Origin of the sequence: Microcoleus sp. ARI1-B5 (assembly GCF_036705795.1) — a bacterium.
In the GTDB taxonomy this organism is placed as follows: domain Bacteria; phylum Cyanobacteriota; class Cyanobacteriia; order Cyanobacteriales; family Microcoleaceae; genus Microcoleus.
Genome location: NZ_JAUBVK010000007.1, coordinates 191397 through 209046 on the forward strand (window position 1 = coordinate 191397; position 17650 = coordinate 209046).

The following is a 17650-nucleotide window of genomic DNA, read 5'->3' on the forward strand; positions in this document are numbered from 1 at the left end:
TGTTTTTTTGACTTGGCGAGAACATACTTGTAGTCGTTATGACTATGATATATTTGTAACAGTTCGTAAAAAAGGAAACAAAATTTATGACGAGTGAATGCCTCCGGGTTGGTCAAGCTGCACCCGATTTCGCAGCCACAGCCGTAGTGGATCAGGAATTCAAGACAGTTAAACTGTCAGACTATAAAGGCAAAAAGTATGTAGTCCTGTTCTTCTATCCCTTGGACTTCACCTTTGTGTGCCCGACTGAGATTACAGCATTTAGCGATCGCTTCGAGGACTTCAAGAAAATCGATACCGAAATCCTCGGCGTATCCGTTGACAGCGAATTCTCTCACCTCGCTTGGATACAAACAGACCGCAAATCAGGCGGTGTCGGCGACCTCAACTATCCCTTAGTTGCTGACCTCAAAAAAACCATCAGTTCCGACTACAACGTTCTCGACCCAGAAGCAGGCATTGCCCTCAGAGGTCTGTTCATCATCGACAAAGAAGGCATCATCCAACACTCTACTATCAACAATCTTGCCTTCGGCCGCAACGTAGACGAAACTCTCCGCACTCTGCAAGCTATTCAGTACGTCCAGTCTCACCCCGATGAAGTTTGTCCCGCCGGCTGGCAGCCCGGTGACAAGACCATGACTCCCGATCCGGTTAAGTCTAAGGTATTCTTTGCTGCTGTTTAAGCACATTGTATATTTGTAGGGACGCGGCGCCGTGCCCAGTGGTGTCAACTTAAGGTCAAAGGAAGCGCCGGTCTTCTCTTTGACGATGAGGCCTCGATCCCCCCTAACCCCCCTTTAGAAGGGGGGGACAAGAAGCACTCTTGCGTCAACCCCTACTCCCCTTTTTAAGGGGAGTAGGGGTCGAGTAGGGGGTATGCGAGGGGGATCTAGACTCGGCAACAAACCAGAGATACAAAGGTTTTATGGCGATTGTTGACACTTTCCCAAAGGCAATGTCGTGTCCCTACCCGCAGAGACATTCGTTGCACCGGATTTTCAATTACCAATTAGCAATTAGCGATTACCAAATTAGGAAATATGCTGACTTCTACTGATTTTAGCGGCTTGTTAAATCAGCGGTTTTTCCAAAATTTATTGCCTGTTCCCGCGACTAATGTTCTGAAGCTGGGACAGATGACGCCAGATTTTGAATTGCCGGATATTAATAATGGCAAATTGGTGCGGCTGTCAAATTATCGGGGCGATAAGCCTGTGGTTTTGGCTTTCACTCGAATTTTTACTGAAAAGCAATATTGCCCCTTTTGTTTTCCTCACATTAAAGCTTTGAATGAAAACTGGGAACAGTTTGCCGATCGCAATATAGAATTATTGATGGTTACGAGCACCGACGACCGCCAAAGCCAAATTGTGGTTAGAGATTTAGGCTTGAAAATGCCTCTGCTGTCCGATCCAGGCGTAAGAGTGTTCCGGGCTTATGAAACCGGTCAAGCTTTGGGTGCCCCTTTGCCCGCTCAGTTTGTTTTGGATGCAGATGGCAAACTCCTCTTCAAGCATTTGTTTTCTTTCATAGACCACAATGCTAGTGTAGAAACTTTGCTGAAATCTATCGATAAGTAAGAACACGGCAATTCTGGCTCCAATGCTGTCTCCTAATTTGGAGTTTTTAACCGCAGATACACGCAGATGTACGCGGTTAATTTTTTGTTTTGCGATAATTACTTATTGTGCCAATTCTCAGGGCGGAATACTCGGATGTTCGCTCGACAGAAATCTAGGCTATAGCTGGAATGTAGCTAGTACCAGTTTAATCCGATGTCGTCTCCTAAAGGTCGATCGAGCAAAATAGAATTCAGCATCTTAGCCTCCCATCCTGAGTTATTGACAGGTTTGGATGCGTGGCTGCGGCTGGGCTTGATTTCGCCCGCTGAGGTTGAGCAATTGTGCCGGCAGCATTTAGTCTGCCCGCTGCCCGATCCCGCTGTAGGCCTTTCTGAAATTGACGATCGCCGCCTCGCTCCTATTCCCCAACCAAAAGTACCTGCTCTATCAACACAAAAAGCATTGCCCAGCACCGCAAAAAACGTTGCGGAGCGCGCAGAAACCCCTCAAACCCCAACTTTTATCAGTCAGATTTTGCAGTCGCTAATAGCCGAAATTAGCGTGGTGTGGCTGTTGTTTTTAGGAGTGTTCATGGTAGTTGTCTCCTCAGGAGTCTTAGCTGCCAGTCAGTGGGAAAGATTTCCGGCTGCCGGACAATACGGAGTTTTATTAGCTTATACTTTAACTTTTTGGGCAATTAGCAGTTGGGCGAAAAAACAGTCGAATTTGCGCTTGACTGCTCAAACTTTGCAAGAAGTGACGCTGTTGCTAGTGCCGATCAATTTTTGGGCGATGGATACTTTTGGATTGTGGCAATATCCCTGGAATTGGGCGGTAGCAATCGCAGCCGCACTTATTTTGACTTGGATAACCCGCGGGATTATCAAAGATCAGTATCAAAGTTTGTGGGGGAAAAATGTAACTCGCTCGATCGCCCTAAATCACTTGGGATTGAGTTATTTGCACTCTTGTTGGGCATTTTCCTGCTTGTCCCTAGCTGCGGTTTATTTGGGTACGGTGGGAACTGCTGCTGCTACAGTTTATCAAGTTCAGCAACAACGCTTGCAATCCATCACACCCGGGGGAAACACTGAAACTATCGCCGCTGCTTTCAGTTCCAGCCGAGATTTTCTCACTTACAAAAAAGCGGCTTTAGTCGCTTATTCTTTAGGAATTTTACTCGGTAGGGCGATATTTGTCAAGAATGTAAATATCCCTGAAATGGGTTTAGCTTTGGGAATTTGCGGCCTCCTTTTAGCGTGGATCGATTGGCAGCAACCCCTCGCATCTGGGACTATTAGAAACAATATATCCGATCGGTCAAAGCCCACCAACTTTTTTAACTGGCAATTAGCCGGAGGGGCTTTGTTGGGTTTGGGATGGCTGGTTTGTTTTCGCGAAATTCCGCTACAGGCGATCGCAGTTAGCGGATTGGCTGTGTGGTTTTTTTATAACCGCTTAGTGCGGTTTTGGCAAGAGTTTGATTTGCTAATGCTTTTCGCCGTGGGACTTCAGAGTATTTGGCTGTTTTGGCGAGTGGTTCCTTTAGGGATTCAAACACAATTTGTTGCATTTTTAACTCAGCTTACCAACTCTCAGGAAACTCCTTGGGCTGTTTGGGGCGTTCTGCTATTGCCTTATTTAATTTTAACCGCAAGTGCCGCGCAGTGGCTCTACCGATCGCGAAAATTTCAACTTGCCCGTTTTGGCGAAAATCTTGCTCTCGGTTTGGGGAGTGTTTTAACTGTTATTAGTTTCGTCAATCCCTTTTGGCGATCGCTCAATTTATTGGTTTCTACTTTAACTTTAGCTTGGATTACTTGGAAATACGTAATTCCCGAGAATTCCCGGCGAGTTTCGATGCCAGATTCTGCTGTTGGCAAACATCCAAATCCGGCAATTTGGGTTTCCCTGACTCACATTATTGGTTTGTGCGCGATCGCTTCGGGAATTGACTTGTTTTTTCCCAACCAGACACCCAATATTTGGGCGGCAATTTTATTAATTTTCATGGCGGCTGAATGGGGATTTTTTGTCTGGATGAAAGCCGCAAATGCCCGAGAAAGTTCTGCATTTTTCCGCTGGCATCCTGCGTCGTTCCAAAGTTCCTGGTATCTGGGCTTAGGATTAGCAGGATTCAGCTTTATCTTGTTACAAAATTATTTTTATGGAGGTAATATCGCTCATCATCCTCAGTGGAGTTTGCTTTGGTTGGCGGCGCCTTTGGCTTTGACTGCTGTTGCTAAATATAGTGAGGTTTCGCACAAACAACTTGCCAGTACCTTGAGTGCGATCGCCCTAATAGTCGCACAATTTCTGATTTTTGATTTTCCGGGATATCGGTTAATTGGTTTGGGTTTTGCGGCGCTGTTGATGTTAGTCAATACTTACTATTTAATTGAACTACCAGCGGCTGCAATAGAAGTCGGATTTGGCTTGAGCTTCGTAGCTGCGGTAATTTATCAATTAGGTTTTGTGTCTGGTTGGGCTTGGGCAATTGCTGGGGCGATCGCACTTTTGTGTCTCTGGTTGCTTCGCAGCACGATAGTTCGTTATTCTAGCACGTTGCCTGAACCTTCGACCTTAGCTCAAATTTACGATCGAGCTTTGGATGGTTGGGCCATCTTACTCACCAGCTTGCTGTTGACAAACATCACTCTTTATTCCTTTCAACTCTACGATGCAGGAAGTACCTTGAGTTTACCAGCCTCTACTCAAGTGTTGGCTGCTACTTTGGTAACTGTGGCTGCGATTGTTTTCCGAAGTGTGGGCCAACTTTCCCCTCTGGCAATTTATGCCATGGCTTGGAGTTTGGAGTTGTTTACAGCAGTCGGTTTGAGCTTTATTGGACGCAATACGATTAATTTAGCAGTAGCGAATATTGCGATCGGCTTATTTACGCAATTGTTGGGCGATTGGTGGCGGCGGCGCAATCCCGATTATCGCCAAATTTTACCCAGCATTCACGTTATACCTCTACTTTACGGGCTGTTGGGCTTGATTTTGCGATCGCACACTTTTACCAATAGCACCGGTTTAATCTCGTTAGGTGCGTCTTTAATTGCGATCGGCATTGGTAGGCGGCAGCAAGAATTTAAACCTTTGGTTTATTTAGGATTAATAGGCGTGTCAGCTTCCGCTTACGAATCGCTACTATATCAACTTTCTCAAACACCGGGAGGAGCTTTTGGCGACGGCTTAATTGTCCTAGCAACTCTCGGCACAACTTTAACATATATCTATCGCATTTTATCTCCTTGGCTCAGCAGCTATTTACATTTAACTAATGCGGAGTTAAAAATATTTGCTCACCTGCACTGGGTTGCGAGCAGCGTACTCCTGATTTCAGCTTCTACCCACGATCTTAAATCCGGGCTAAATTTAGGATTAGTCACCGGTGCTTTATTAGTTCAATACGCTTTCTTGCAAGGGCGAAACAATCTCGATCGCCAACGGGCAGAAATTTGGATTTACTTGGGTTGGCTAGAAGCCTTTGGCATCCGGCTTTACTGGATCAATACGCCTTTAGTCAAGTACATTTCCGGGCCGCTGGCGCCGTGGAAAGTTGCCCTCGCTTCTCTATTTGCCTATTTCATTTACATCTTACCTTGGGATAACTGGGGTTGGTCAAAAAAACCTTGGCAGATAATTGCTTCTCTGATTCCAATAGTCGCTATTGTGGAATCTCCGGCTAAGTTTTATCCGATTAGCTTCCTCATAGCTGCCGCCTTCTATGTTTTCCTAGCTTGGGAAAAGCGCGAAGTCCGTTTTACCTACGTGAGTGTGGCAATAATTGACTGGATCTTGCTGCGGTGGTTTGGACAAATCGGATTGACTCAACCCGAATGGTATTTTACTCCTTTGGGGCTTTCTTTCCTTTACGTTGCTCAGTTCGTGAAGCGTAGCTATCCCGTAGGGAATCGCGCTTTGCAACTATCAGCCCAAAAAACCCTGCGCCACAATCTGCGAATGCTAGCCACGGCGCTGATTTGCGGGATACCTCTTTTGACTCAGCACAACCACGGTTTAGTTGCAGGATTTTTTAGCTTGGTGGCGATTGCTGCGGGTTTGGCGCTGCGAGTGCGGGCATTTTTGTTTGTGGGGACAGGAATTTTCTTAATCAATGTTTTCTATCAGTTGGTGGTGCTGATTTTTGACTATCCGCTGATTAAATGGGCGATCGGCTTGGCTTTCGGGATTGTGTTTATCTGGATTGCTGCTACTTTTGAAACTCGGCGCGATCGCATTTCGGCATTTGTCCAGCATTGGATTGTACAATTCCAATCGTGGGATTGACTCTTCCGCCATCAAATCCTGTCGCGCGGGGAAGCCCGGTTTACCAAAACAATATTTTTTTGTGATAACATCTAAAAAAAACGCCCTTTTTTTTCGGGTCAAAAGCTTGACAGGCCCGGCTTAAAAAGGTATTATATGATAATGGAAGTGGTGGCAATTTTCAAACTGAAGCCACCACTTCCATTATCTAAAATCTACCTTAAAAATCAACTTAAATCAATAGGTAAAAATTCCTTTTTTTGCGCCGCGATTTGAGATTGTGAAAGCAGCAAAAGCGATGGAACCGAAAAAGGGCAACTAAAAGGAGCGCAAAATAAATGATGACAACTCAGTTAATCAAGCGCCTGTTCACAGTAAAAGAATATCATCTGATGATTGAATCTGGCATCTTTACCAAAGATGACCGAGTTGAATTGATTCGAGGAGAAATTGTTCAAATGGCCGCCGTCGGTAGAAGGCACACATCCCATGTCAAGCGTCTGACAGAGTTATTCTATATCCGCTTATTATCAAGAGTAACCATTGGAGTCCAAGATCCGGTAGAATTGGACGATCGCTCTGAACCTGAACCGGATATTTCCTTACTGCGGCGGCGCGATGATTTTTATGAATTGGGACATCCTCAGTCGGAGGATATTTTACTAATTGTGGAAGTAGCGGATACAACCGCTGAAACTGACAGAAATATCAAAATTCCTCTTTATGCCGAAGCGGGTATTGCAGAAGTTTGGCTGGTAGATATTAACGAGCAATGTGTCGTAGTTTATCGGGAACCTTCTCCATCGGAATACCAAAATATTCAAAGATTCCAAAGGGGTCAGACTTTATCCATTCTAGCTTTTCCAGATATAGAAATTCCTGTGGATGCGGTATTGGGATAAAAAGCTGGACTCATACCATTTTTTGTGTGGCGCGACTTGAGAGTCTAAATTAACAAGAATCAGCAAACAATTATAGGCAAAGGTGGGCCGAAACCCACCGTAAAGCAGAGCTATTAATGTTTAATCTAACTCTGGATCGCTTGTGTGCGATCGAACACAATCTCAAAGATTCCCGATCGCACAAACCGCCGCAACGCTCTTAAATGATCGTCAGCGTCTTGGCGGTTGCAAAAACGGGCAACAGTGTGGTTTCGAGCATTGGGCAAAATCCGCACGATTGCCCAAGGTTTGGAATAGTCACCTGCTTTTCTCAGAGTGTTGAGGTAGCTGGCGATGAGACTGCCTTTGAGATTGGCGACTAGCTGTTCGATTAAATGGGCTGCTAAGCTGTGGAGCTCTTTTTGCTTCAACTGCATCCGCTGCGTATCGAAATCGGCATCGGAGTAGTTGCGGATGCACAATAGCAGTTGCGAAATGCCGAAGTCGTCTAAGGCCTGCTGATAGCCGCAGGAAAATTCGCTCCCGTCGCTGGAAGGTTCTATCATGGTGATAACTCCTGATATTTGGATATCTCCTTGTATTTGTGGAGCCACGAGCCAGCGTCGAACTTTCCTAGGGCACGCGCTGGCTTTTGACTTTTCCGAGTATAGCACCAATATAGCCTATATAGGGCTGTAAACGATCTAAACTCGACAGAATAGCCTAGATACATCACACTAACGATCGACCCAGACCAGAAAATAGTGAATCTCTGATGACGAAACGCTTATCAACATATTTAGCAGACGGAATTTACACCCGCCTTGAGGAATGGGCAAAGCAAGAAGGTCGATCGACTAGCAATTTGGCAGCATTCCTGTTAGAGAAAGCTCTTGTAGACCATGAGGAGAAACTGCTAAAACAGCAGTCTTTGTCTGATGAAAAGCAGGGGCGACAATAAAGTGGATGCGAAATAGCCCGCAATAGACTACGATCGGCTTAAACAAAACTAAATCTCCGATGACTAAACGTTTAACCACCTATTTAGCAGAAGGAATCTATGACATCCTTGAAGATTGGGCCGATCGAGAACGCCGTTCAATCAGCAGCTTAGCAGCATTCCTTTTAGAAAAAGCTGCGAGAGAAGAACAGGAAAAAATCCAAAAACAGCCACCACCCCCATCTGATGAAAAGCAGGGGCGACAGTAAAATTGCTGTGAAACTGTTTATTACAAATATTTCCTAACCCACGCTGAATACGATAAAAACAAATGGAAAAATGACCCTTACTTTCGAGCGAGCTAATTATAACAATTTGCTGGCAGAAGTCGCTCCGCGGGCGATCGAAACCGAGGCAGAATACGATCGCCTCCTAGCAGTCGCAGAGGGGCTGACGTTCGCCAAAAACCGCACTCCCGAAGAAAAAGCTTTATACAAGTTATTGGTAACGCTAATTGAAGTTTACGAGGCCCAAAATTATCCGATTGACAAATCCGAACCTCACGAGATTTTGCAACACATCATGGAAGCCAGCGGCACCCGTCAAGCTGACGAGAGTGGGCATCATTGGATCGAGTGGCGTAGTTTCTGAGGTTGTCAATGGCAAGCGGGCAATTAGCAAAGCACAAGCTAAGGCACTCGGCGATTATTTTAAAGTGTCGCCTAGTTTGTTCATTTAATATGATGTAAATGCCAATTTTCAACACTCATGCAGCAGTCTTCCGTAGGGTGTGTCGCTATTCCACCATCTTTAAGAAAGACCGATAATCTAATAGCGACGCACCTGGGAGGTTAAATAAATCAAGAAGCAAGCCCAATATTTTTTTAGCAAACTTTTTTATTGGGCATGAAATGTTGGGTTTGTTTCCTCACCAATTGCAAAGAATAAGGTGCGTCGCTATCAGATTGTCGCTTTTTTTGAGGATTGTTGATGTATCCGCACCTTACAGTTACTGTTACTAAACCTGTTTCAAAAATGCTTTAAATTAAATTTTCGGACGGGCTCTCCGGCCCATCCCACAAGAAAAAATTATTTTTGTGGGATGGGCCGGAGAGCCCGTCCTAGTTATTTTTGCAATAGGTCTATTGCATTCTTTTTTTCAACTGGCATTTTTCAATTAAAAACCCGGTTCCTCCAAGAAACCGGGTTTTTAATCAGACGTTATTTATCCGCGTGTCATCGGATTAATGACTCAATGCGAATTCAGGTAATCTCGGTTCAGACTCGCCACCGGGCAATATCTTAACCTGACCGTTTTCATCCACATCAACGATCGCACTTTGACCGTCTTTCAGCTTCCCAGACAGCATTTCCTCAGCCAGTACATCCTCCAACAACCGCATGATGGCGCGGCGCAAAGGTCGAGCACCGTAGCTGGGATTGTAGCCTTCTGTAACTAACAAATCCTTGAACTTGTCTGTCACCGACAAAGTAATACCCTGTTCGGTTAAGCGGCTGAAGACTTGCTGCAACATGATGTCTGCAATCTGCTTCACTTCTTCCCTGTTCAACTGGCGGAAGACGATAATCTCATCCAAGCGGTTGATAAATTCGGGACGGAAGAACTGTTTCAATTCTTCGTTTACCAAGCTGCGAACGCGGTTGTACTGCCCGTCTGCTGCACTTTCGGCAAACTCGAAGCCTAAACCGCCGCCGCCTTTTTCAATCACTCGCGAACCGATGTTTGATGTCATGATCAGCAGCGTATTCTTGAAGTCAACTGTGCGACCTTTAGCATCTGTCAAACGGCCGTCTTCCAAGATTTGCAGCATCATGTTAAAGACATCCGGGTGAGCTTTTTCGATTTCGTCGAACAAGATGACCGTGTAAGGACGGCGCCGGACTGCTTCTGTTAGTTGGCCGCCTTCGTCGTAGCCGACGTAACCCGGAGGCGAACCGATGAGTTTAGAAACAGTGTGGCGTTCCATGAACTCCGACATATCTAAGCGAATCATCGCTTCTTCGGAACCGAAGAAATATGTTGCTAAGGCTTTTGTAAGTTCCGTTTTGCCGACGCCTGTCGGGCCGGAAAAGATGAAACTGGCGATCGGGCGATTGGGATTTTTCAAGCCTACCCGCGCGCGGCGGATGGCCCGAGAAACTGCGGTGACAGCTTCTTCTTGACCGATCAAGCGCTGGTGCAGCGTGTCTTCCATGTGCAGCAGCAATTCAGATTCGGATTCTGTCAGCTTGCTGACCGGTACTCCCGTCCAATTTGCCACGATGTGGGCGATGTCTTCTTCGGTAACGATGGGAGAGGTTTTGACTTGGCTTTTGTTGATCGTAGCTGCGGCGATTTCGGTTTCAATTTCTAATTCGCGATCGCGCAATTTACCAGCTTTGTCGAAGTCTTGCTCGCGCACTGCTGCATCTTTTTCTTTGGTAACAGCCGGCAGTTGTTTCTTGAGCTCTTTAACTTCGGGCGGGGTTTGCGAGTTCATCACGCGGACCCGGGAACCTGCTTCGTCAATTAAGTCGATCGCCTTGTCTGGCAAAAATCGATCGTTAATGTACCTGTCTGACAGTGTAGCCGCTGCTTCTAAAGCTGCGTCGGAAATTGTCAGTCGGTGGTGCTGTTCGTAAGCCGATCGCAAACCGTACAATATTTCTATTGTTTCAGCCACGCTCGGTTCGCCGACTTTAATCGGTTGGAAGCGGCGTTCTAGGGCTGCGTCGCGCTCGATGTGCTTGCGGTATTCGTCCAAGGTAGTCGCGCCGACACACTGCAATTCGCCTCGGGCGAGGGCGGGTTTGAGCATATTGGAAGCGTCCATGCTGCCTTGGATCGCGCCTGCACCGACTAAGGTGTGAATTTCATCGATTACCAGAATGATGTTGCCTGCTGCGCGAATTTCCGCCATGATTTTCGTCAGCCGTTCCTCAAATTCGCCTCGGAATTTTGTACCGGCAATCAGCGAACCCATATCGAGGCTGATTACTTGTTTGTCTTCTAAAATTTCCGGGACGTTTCTGTTAACAATTCGCTGGGCGAGGCCTTCGGCGAGGGCTGTTTTGCCGACTCCCGGTTCGCCTACTAACACTGGATTGTTCTTCGTGCGGCGCCCCAACACTTGGATCACGCGCTCGATTTCATTTTCGCGGCCCACGACAGGATCGAGTTTGCCGGTGGCTGCTAGCTTGGTGAGGTTGGTGCCGAATTCTTCTAAAGTCGGGATTTTGCGATCGCCACCGCTATCTCCTCGGCCTCCGGGTACTGCCGCGACTTCTCCCACAGCACGAATTACCTGCGTGCGAACTCTCTGGCGATCGATTCCCAGATTTTGCAGCACCTTCGCCGCCACGCCTTCGTCGTCTTGAATCAAGCCAAGCAGGATGTGCTCGGTACCGATGTAATTGTGGCCTAACTGCCGCGCTTCGTTAAGCGCCGTCTCAAAAATGCGCTTGACGCGGGGTGTAAACGGAATTTCAGGCGGGAGAAACCCGGAACCTCTACCGATGATATTTTCGATTTCATTGCGCGCCTCTTTCAAGTTGAGGCCCATATCCAGTAATACTTTTGCAGCGATGCCAGTGCCTTCGCCTACGAGTCCCAGAAGGATTTGCTCGGTGCCTACAAAATTGTGACCGAGGCGCCGCGCTTCCTCTTGGGCTAGCATGATTGCTTTAATGGCTTGTTCTGTAAAGCGTTCAAACATATTTTTTCCTTCCTACTGTCTTGGCGAGGGCTGTATCGCTGCTGGTGAGGAGCGATTTGGAACACTACACAAATTATATATGTAAATTTTTGTGTATTTCCTTCTTTAACAATGTATCGCTGGTAACGGGGGGCGGACAGTGGGGAGAGCCGAATAGTAAGGGTGTGGTTGCCGTCTCGCAGTACGAGCTAGAGTACGATCTACAAGTGGCAATGCAAATTAAGGCTAAGAATGTTGTATCTTACTCTACTTGGCTGCTGCCACCCTGTCAAGCATTTTCTCAAAGAAAGCAAGGCAAAGTGCCTCTTCGGGCGATCGGGGAATGCTTTTGTTCCAAATGACGTGCTTTGAGCAAAAGTATTTCACCCCAAAGCAATTTTATTTTAACAGGTTAAGGGATTGCTGCGGGCGTGCGATCGCAATTGCCAAATCGGCAGCGTTTTTTAATTTTTATTAGTCGCCTACTTCCAGAATAAATTAGGAGGGCTTGAGACTCAGCATTTTTTGCGGCGATTTTGCCTTTTAGATTATGACAATTTACCTCATTTTACCAGAAAGAATTGGTTTAAAGCCTCTCCCCGAGCGGGAGAAATTAAAAGAAGACGATTCATTACTCCAATCCTCTTCCTTATAGGTAGAGGTCGCTGTCAACTGTCAACTGTCAATTGTCAACTGAATGAAAGCCATTGCGAAAGCAACTGTTCAATAACTTTCACGAAGCCGATCGCAATTTGAATCAGCGGCCAACCCACAAAACAAATTAACACCGCCCAGCGAGTTTGAATATCCAAACCTTGGCGAACCGCCACAATTACAGCTAGCAAACTCCACACAGCTAATATCCGCTCTATGCCTTCTCCCAGCAACGGAATTAACGTTAAGAAATTCAGCACTTGGGGAGCGTAGGCAAATCCGATCGGCACCAACAACTCCCCATAAGTTACGTGACCCGGTTTCAGCCACTGCCCGATTTTAAAGATAGTGAAACTCCAAAAATAATAACCCCCCACGATTGCCAAAGCATCTATCCAAAGTGCTAAAAACAACACCGATAGTTCAGTTCGATTGATTAACAAAATAACGGCACTGCCCAAAACGCGGGACACCGCTGCTAAAATTACGATCGTTAAAGCTATCCGCTTAGTTCTGCGAGTGTAGGGAGTTTTTTCGTAAAAATTGCTGTTCAAAGAAAGTGCGTTCCACAGCGTTGCCCGCAAACCTGTAATTGAATCTTCTCCCTTCACCTTAAACTCCTGCTCCTCAAGATAGTTGACAACTTTAACAAAATAAGCTCTAATACAGCACAATCACCGAAATATTTCTAGGTAATTAGGTAATTAATCAGCATTCTACCAGATTTTATTAAATGCTAAGATTGATTTTGCAGATACTTGCGTGGCTGCGCGGGGGAAGTTTAAATTTGTTGACCATCGCAGGTGTAATCCTGATAATTTGGGGCATTCTTTCGCCGGTGGGAACTGTGATCTGGTGGCTGGGTCAAAGCGCCGAAACTTTCGGTATCAAGAAAAATCCGCCGGAGATATTGCCCTCAAACAACGGCAATCTAGAAGCGCGCAAGTCTTCGCCGCTCAATTGTTATATCATCTTTTTACCGGGAGTTGGCGATTTTTCGGGGAACGAATTAACGCCGGGAGAAGAGTTTTTTCTCAAGCGTTTAGTTAAAAATCACCCGCAGTGCGTAGCAGTGGGCGATATTTTTCCTTATTCAGCTTCTAACAAAAGTTTGGGAGGAGAGCGGTGGCTAGCTCCTTTTTGGCGGTTTGCAGAACAGGCCAAAAGCGGGCCGATTGCGGGAGATGTATTCATCAAAATTCGCAATCTTTGGAGGTTTGCAATTTCTCTAGATTATCGCTACGGTTTTGCATACAATCAGGGAATTGCTAATGCAATTATCGATCGCATGAATGCTAAATCTCCGATTGCAGCTAATCCTCAAAAACCTTTGAAAGTTATTTTAATTGGCACTAGCGGCGGCGCACAAGTTGCTTTGGGTGCTACTCGTTATCTTAAAGAATGGCTGAAGGCAGAAATTACAGTTGTTTCGGTTGGGGGCGTGTTTTCGGGAGAAAATGGTTTTGCAGAAGCCGATCGCATTTTCCATTTTCGCGGCACTCGCGATTCAATTGAGGATATTGGCGGCATAGTTTTTCCGACTCGCTGGTACTGGTACGCGACTTCACCGTTCAATCAAGCCCGTTCGCAAGGCCGCTATTCAGAAGCTTTCAGCGGCCCTCACAAGCACGACGGCGATGATGGATATTTTGGGGAAAATCTGGCGGCGGACAATCAAAAGTATGTAGATATAACGCTGGGGAAAATTAATCAATTGCCTGTTTGGTCTGAGGGCGCGTCCGAAAGAGAGGACTAAAGTCCGAACGATCGAACCAATTTTATCGCGGTCGATCGACCGCGCATCATCTCAATCGATAACATATACCTTTGTCAAATTGCACCAGCTCAAAAGCAGGGTCAAGATTTACAGTGGTTTCTCCTCCCCCTAGGAATAAGTAGCCCTTGGGGCGCAACACCCGCCGCACTCTTGCTAAAATCGATTGCTTTGTCTGAACATCAAAATATATTAAGACGTTTCGCAGAAAAATAATGTCCATTTGAGGCACCGATCCAAAGGGTTCTGTCAAGTTAATTTGGCGAAATTCGATCGCCTTGCGGAGGTCTTCTTTAATCTGCCATTCCTTGCCGCACTGCTGGAAGTATTTGTGTAACAATGCTGTTGGTAAACCGCGCACTACTTCGTGCTGCGCGTAGCATCCAGAATTTGCTCGCTTCAGCATTGCTGTAGAGATGTCGCTACCAAGTATCTGTACTTGATTTCTCGCTAACTGCGGAAAGTATTCGCGCAGCAGCATCGCAATACTGTAGGGTTCTTGGCCGCTGGAACAAGCAGCACACCAAATATTCAAACGGCCCTCGCCCTGGATCTGTTTTAACAATTCCGGCACTACCGATGTTTTTAATATCTCGAAGGGGTTGACATCTCGGAAAAAAAATGTCTCGTTTGTCATCATTGCTTCGACAGTCGATTCGTAAAGCGGGTTAAAACGCTGTTGTTTGATTTGTTTTAACTCTGCAACTAATCCGCTGACGGAGTTCGCTCCGGCTTCTTTAGCTAACATCGCTAAACGCGATTCAACGAGGTACATTTTATCTTCGGACAAAAATACACCGGTGCGATCGTACACGAGTTTGCGGATGTAATCAAAATCTGCAATAGTTATCGGCATGGTAATTGACAGTTGACAGTTGACAGTTGACAGTTGACAGTTGACAATTGACAATTGACAGTTGACAGTTGACAGTTGACAGTTGGTTCAAATTACCAATTACCAATTACCAATTACCAATTACCAATTACCAATTCCTACTGACTAATGACTAATGACTGATGACTAATGACTAATGACTATTGACTGTTGACTAATGACTGTTAAAATCTACAACTTTATCAACATCTAAAAATAGCAGCAACTGCCCTTGCAGCTTGTACGCTCCTCGAATTAGCGGGCGTATTTTGCTGGTAAAAGTATCTGGAGGAGTTTCAAAATCAGCTTGAGATACTTCTAAGACATCTCCAATATCGTCTACTAACCAACTGACTGTTTCATCGCCACTTCTCACAATCACATTTAAGGGCAATTGTTCTACAGGCCGATCGCACAAATCCAACCGCCTCCGCAAATCAATCGCCGTGACAATTTGTCCCCTCAAATTTATCAATCCGCCTACTACTTCGGGTGCTAGCGGCACTCGCGTCATTTCCTGATAGCGGATGATTTCTTGAACTTTCTCAACCTCGATGCCAAAAAATAAGCCGTCAACCAAAAAAGTACAAAGTAGAGTTTCTTCAGGCATTTTCAATTATTCCTTTAATGGCATTATCTTGCGGTTGCCAACATCTGCTTGACTCCGAATAAATTGTCGCTAATTACTGCATCGACATCGAGGATTTCAGTAACTTGACCCTGAATCACAGCACAATATGAAATTCCTGCTTGAGTAGCTGCACCTTTAATGTCGATCGCCTGTTCTACAATATCCAGGATGCGATCGACTACCAGACCGACTTGATGCTCTGAGCCGATCGACACCACGACTAACGGTAGTTTATCATCTGCAGCGCGCGATCGCCCGTCAAGACCATTCTGCCCCAAATTAGCCACATCTGCGCCGCCACCAAACACCGCCGATAAATAAATCACCGGCATAATTTGGCTGCGGTACTGTACCACATCCTGCTTCCCGACTCGCTCTAAAAGATGGCGGGAAAACTCTTCCAAGCGGCAAACTCGCGATAGGTGAATGGCCATCCGCCGACAGTCGGGGCCCTGAAATACTAGCAACTGCTGCGGCGGTTCCGAAGATTCTCGCCGGCTGTTTTCGTCAGCTAAAATAGCCTTTTCCTGAGCCTCCGTTATATGGGTTTTCTGAGCAATCCCCTGTACGTCCAAAATCAAAGCAACTTTACCGTCGCCCATAATAGTTGCTCCCGCAAAACAAGCTAGAGATTTTAGTTGTTTTCCTAAAGGTTTAACCACAATTTCTTGCGTGTCGTTGATGGCATCCACCACCAATCCAAAAGGTTTGTCCGTAGCTTGCACCACAACAATATTCAGAGCCTCATCTAAGTCAAACTGGGATTTTTGGCCGCTTGCCAAATTCCCCCCCTCAATCTGCAATTCCCGGTTTAAATAAATCAGCGGCAGCAGTCGCCCCCGCAACCTATAGACGGGCGTTCCGTGAAACATTTCGATGCTTTTAATTTGTTCTCCTTCCAACCGCACCAGTTCTAGCAAATTGACTTGAGGAATCGCGTAGCGGGAGCCTCCGGTAGTAATAATTAATGTCGGAATAATCGCCAGGGTTAACGGAATTTTGAGCTTGAAAGTCGTGCCTTTACCTACTTGACTGTGAACCTCGATCGTGCCGCTGATTTTTTCAATATTTGTCTGCACCACGTCCATCCCCACTCCCCTACCGGAGATATTGGTGATTTTTTCTGCCGTCGAGAAACTGGGCAGAAAAATTAAATTTAGTGCTTCGCGATCGCTCATTTTCGCCGCGTCAACAGCAGAGAAAATTCCTTTTTGCACCGCCTTACTTTTAATCCGTTCCGGGTCGATTCCCCCGCCGTCATCGGAGATTTCAATGTTTACCTGGCCGCTTTCGTGATAGGCTCGGAGCAGCAGCCTCCCGATGGCGGGCTTGCCTTTAGCGGCGCGCACTTCTGATGTTTCGATGCCGTGATCCAGACAGTTGCGGACTAAGTGGGTTAGCGGGTTGGCGATCGCCTCAATTAAGGTTTTATCTAATTCCGTTTCTTCGCCTTCCATCTCTAATTGTACCTGTTTGCCCAAGGCGAATGCTGTGTCGCGCACTACGCGGGGAAATTTATTCCAAATAGTGCGAATTGGCTGCATTCTGGTCTTCATTACTCCTTCTTGCAATTCGGAAGTAACTAAGTTTAAGCGGCTTGATACTGATTTTAATGTATCGTCATTTTGGGCGTTTGCTGTTTGTGTATTGGCAAATTCTAAGATTTGGTTGCGGCACAAAACGAGTTCGCCTACTAAGTTCATTAATTTGTCGAGCAAGCCGACATCTACTCGGATTGCAGCGTCTGAAATTTTGAATTTATCGCCCTCGGTATCCGCAGCATTTACCTGTTCTGTGGCAGTATTGGTAGCGGCGGAAACTGGCAATTGGTCGATCGACAATAAATCATCTACACACAAAGGCTCTGCTGTCAAGTCTAATTTTTCCGGTTCCTGGGCGGCAACTTCTGGGATGGCGGATTCAAGGGCGAGATCACTCGGCTGCAATTGGGATTGGCCAGCACCGGATTCTTGCAGTTGCAAAAGTCGATCGAGCAATTGGGTGTGGGCGATCGGGCTTTCTTGGCCTGTCTTTTCCAGCGCCTCCATGTGCGATCGCACCGCGTCGATTGTCGAGAGCAAAGCGCTAGTAATATCGGGAGTCATCGCAATTGTGCGATCGCGCAAACGGCTGAGCAAATTTTCTCCCGCGTGGGCCACTGATTCGAGTTTTTCCACACCCAAAAAACCGCTATTGCCTTTAATCGTGTGCAAGCTGCGGTAAATCCGGTTCATCACCTCTGGATCGGAATCGCTTTGTTCTAAAGCTACTAAATCCTCCTCAATTTGGTTCAGGTATTCGTAGCCTTCAATCAAAAATTCCTTTACATCTTCATCAATTTCCATCGATCCCGTTCCTTTT

15 protein-coding genes are annotated in these 17650 nt (G+C 46.2%); 9 read left to right on the forward strand and 6 right to left on the reverse strand.

Going from position 1 to position 17650, the window contains the following annotated elements; all coding sequences use genetic code 11:
* Positions 1–86 precede the first annotated feature (86 nt).
* The 4 genes from QUB63_RS13895 to QUB63_RS13910 all read left to right on the forward strand — a co-directional run bounded on the left by QUB63_RS13895 (position 87) and on the right by QUB63_RS13910 (position 6742).
* Entirely contained in the window at positions 87–686 is a 600-nt protein-coding gene (locus tag QUB63_RS13895) for a peroxiredoxin (RefSeq protein ID WP_172186299.1), read from the forward strand.
* A gap of 357 nt (positions 687–1043) precedes the next feature.
* Positions 1044–1583 carry a peroxiredoxin family protein gene (locus QUB63_RS13900; RefSeq protein ID WP_332945831.1) on the forward strand — a complete coding sequence of 180 codons (540 nt, stop codon included), beginning with the start codon at positions 1044–1046 and terminating at the stop codon, positions 1581–1583.
* 195 nt (positions 1584–1778) lie between these two features.
* The gene (locus tag QUB63_RS13905) at positions 1779–5861 is read left to right on the forward strand and encodes a hypothetical protein (protein ID WP_332945832.1); all 4083 of its coding nucleotides are present in this window, start codon (positions 1779–1781) and stop codon (positions 5859–5861) included.
* 320 nt (positions 5862–6181) lie between these two features.
* Positions 6182–6742, forward strand: a complete 561-nt coding sequence (locus QUB63_RS13910) for a Uma2 family endonuclease (protein ID WP_332945943.1) — start codon at positions 6182–6184, stop codon at positions 6740–6742.
* Between the two features lie 125 nt (positions 6743–6867).
* Here the strand turns inward: QUB63_RS13910 and QUB63_RS13915 are convergent, their stop codons facing one another.
* Positions 6868–7335 (reverse strand): hypothetical protein, encoded by a 468-nt coding sequence (locus tag QUB63_RS13915; protein WP_332945834.1) that lies wholly within the window; start codon positions 7333–7335, stop codon positions 6868–6870.
* 161 nt (positions 7336–7496) lie between these two features.
* Here QUB63_RS13915 and QUB63_RS13920 point away from each other — a divergent pair, with 161 nt between their 5' ends.
* The 3 genes from QUB63_RS13920 to QUB63_RS13930 all read left to right on the forward strand — a co-directional run bounded on the left by QUB63_RS13920 (position 7497) and on the right by QUB63_RS13930 (position 8312).
* Positions 7497–7682, forward strand: a complete 186-nt coding sequence (locus tag QUB63_RS13920) for a ribbon-helix-helix domain-containing protein (RefSeq protein WP_293176592.1) — start codon at positions 7497–7499, stop codon at positions 7680–7682.
* A gap of 59 nt (positions 7683–7741) precedes the next feature.
* Positions 7742–7930: a ribbon-helix-helix domain-containing protein gene (locus tag QUB63_RS13925; protein ID WP_293189205.1), complete on the forward strand. Its 189-nt coding sequence runs from the start codon at positions 7742–7744 to the stop codon at positions 7928–7930.
* A 70-nt stretch (positions 7931–8000) separates the two neighbouring features.
* A complete protein-coding gene (locus QUB63_RS13930; protein ID WP_332945838.1) occupies positions 8001–8312 on the forward strand; it encodes a helix-turn-helix domain-containing protein in 312 nt (103 codons plus the stop codon).
* Positions 8313–8905: 593 nt separating this feature from the next.
* Here QUB63_RS13930 and QUB63_RS13935 read toward each other — a convergent pair.
* Complete coding sequence (locus QUB63_RS13935; protein WP_332945840.1) at positions 8906–11377, reverse strand: ATP-dependent Clp protease ATP-binding subunit; 2472 nt, start codon at positions 11375–11377, stop codon at positions 8906–8908.
* A 56-nt stretch (positions 11378–11433) separates the two neighbouring features.
* Here QUB63_RS13935 and QUB63_RS13940 point away from each other — a divergent pair, with 56 nt between their 5' ends.
* Entirely contained in the window at positions 11434–11718 is a 285-nt protein-coding gene (locus QUB63_RS13940; protein WP_332945842.1) for a hypothetical protein, read from the forward strand.
* A gap of 327 nt (positions 11719–12045) precedes the next feature.
* Here QUB63_RS13940 and QUB63_RS13945 read toward each other — a convergent pair whose 3' ends face one another.
* The gene (locus QUB63_RS13945; RefSeq protein WP_332945844.1) at positions 12046–12621 is read right to left on the reverse strand and encodes a hypothetical protein; all 576 of its coding nucleotides are present in this window, start codon (positions 12619–12621) and stop codon (positions 12046–12048) included.
* A gap of 122 nt (positions 12622–12743) precedes the next feature.
* Between QUB63_RS13945 and QUB63_RS13950 the strand changes: the two genes are divergently transcribed.
* Positions 12744–13766 (forward strand): hypothetical protein, encoded by a 1023-nt coding sequence (locus QUB63_RS13950; protein WP_332945845.1) that lies wholly within the window; start codon positions 12744–12746, stop codon positions 13764–13766.
* Between the two features lie 46 nt (positions 13767–13812).
* Here the strand turns inward: QUB63_RS13950 and QUB63_RS13955 are convergent, their stop codons facing one another.
* The 3 genes from QUB63_RS13955 to QUB63_RS13965 all read right to left on the reverse strand — a co-directional run bounded on the left by QUB63_RS13955 (position 13813) and on the right by QUB63_RS13965 (position 17634).
* Positions 13813–14640 carry a CheR family methyltransferase gene (locus tag QUB63_RS13955; protein ID WP_332945846.1) on the reverse strand — a complete coding sequence of 276 codons (828 nt, stop codon included), beginning with the start codon at positions 14638–14640 and terminating at the stop codon, positions 13813–13815.
* Positions 14641–14833: 193 nt separating this feature from the next.
* Entirely contained in the window at positions 14834–15268 is a 435-nt protein-coding gene (locus QUB63_RS13960; RefSeq protein WP_332945848.1) for a chemotaxis protein CheW, read from the reverse strand.
* Positions 15269–15291: 23 nt separating this feature from the next.
* Entirely contained in the window at positions 15292–17634 is a 2343-nt protein-coding gene (locus tag QUB63_RS13965; RefSeq protein ID WP_332945850.1) for a chemotaxis protein CheW, read from the reverse strand.
* Between the last annotated feature and the right edge of the window lie 16 nt (positions 17635–17650).

Coding starts and splice junctions, on each gene's coding strand:
- QUB63_RS13900 (WP_332945831.1), top strand. CDS start 1,044: ATGCTGACTTCTACTGATTTTAGCGGCTTGTTAAATCAGCGGTTTTTC.
- QUB63_RS13925 (WP_293189205.1), top strand. CDS start 7,742: ATGACTAAACGTTTAACCACCTATTTAGCAGAAGGAATCTATGACATC.
- QUB63_RS13935 (WP_332945840.1), bottom strand. CDS start 11,377: ATGTTTGAACGCTTTACAGAACAAGCCATTAAAGCAATCATGCTAGCC.
- QUB63_RS13910 (WP_332945943.1), top strand. CDS start 6,182: ATGACAACTCAGTTAATCAAGCGCCTGTTCACAGTAAAAGAATATCAT.
- QUB63_RS13920 (WP_293176592.1), top strand. CDS start 7,497: ATGACGAAACGCTTATCAACATATTTAGCAGACGGAATTTACACCCGC.
- QUB63_RS13895 (WP_172186299.1), top strand. CDS start 87: ATGACGAGTGAATGCCTCCGGGTTGGTCAAGCTGCACCCGATTTCGCA.
- QUB63_RS13955 (WP_332945846.1), bottom strand. CDS start 14,640: ATGCCGATAACTATTGCAGATTTTGATTACATCCGCAAACTCGTGTAC.
- QUB63_RS13965 (WP_332945850.1), bottom strand. CDS start 17,634: ATGGAAATTGATGAAGATGTAAAGGAATTTTTGATTGAAGGCTACGAA.
- QUB63_RS13905 (WP_332945832.1), top strand. CDS start 1,779: ATGTCGTCTCCTAAAGGTCGATCGAGCAAAATAGAATTCAGCATCTTA.
- QUB63_RS13960 (WP_332945848.1), bottom strand. CDS start 15,268: ATGCCTGAAGAAACTCTACTTTGTACTTTTTTGGTTGACGGCTTATTT.
- QUB63_RS13930 (WP_332945838.1), top strand. CDS start 8,001: ATGACCCTTACTTTCGAGCGAGCTAATTATAACAATTTGCTGGCAGAA.
- QUB63_RS13950 (WP_332945845.1), top strand. CDS start 12,744: ATGCTAAGATTGATTTTGCAGATACTTGCGTGGCTGCGCGGGGGAAGT.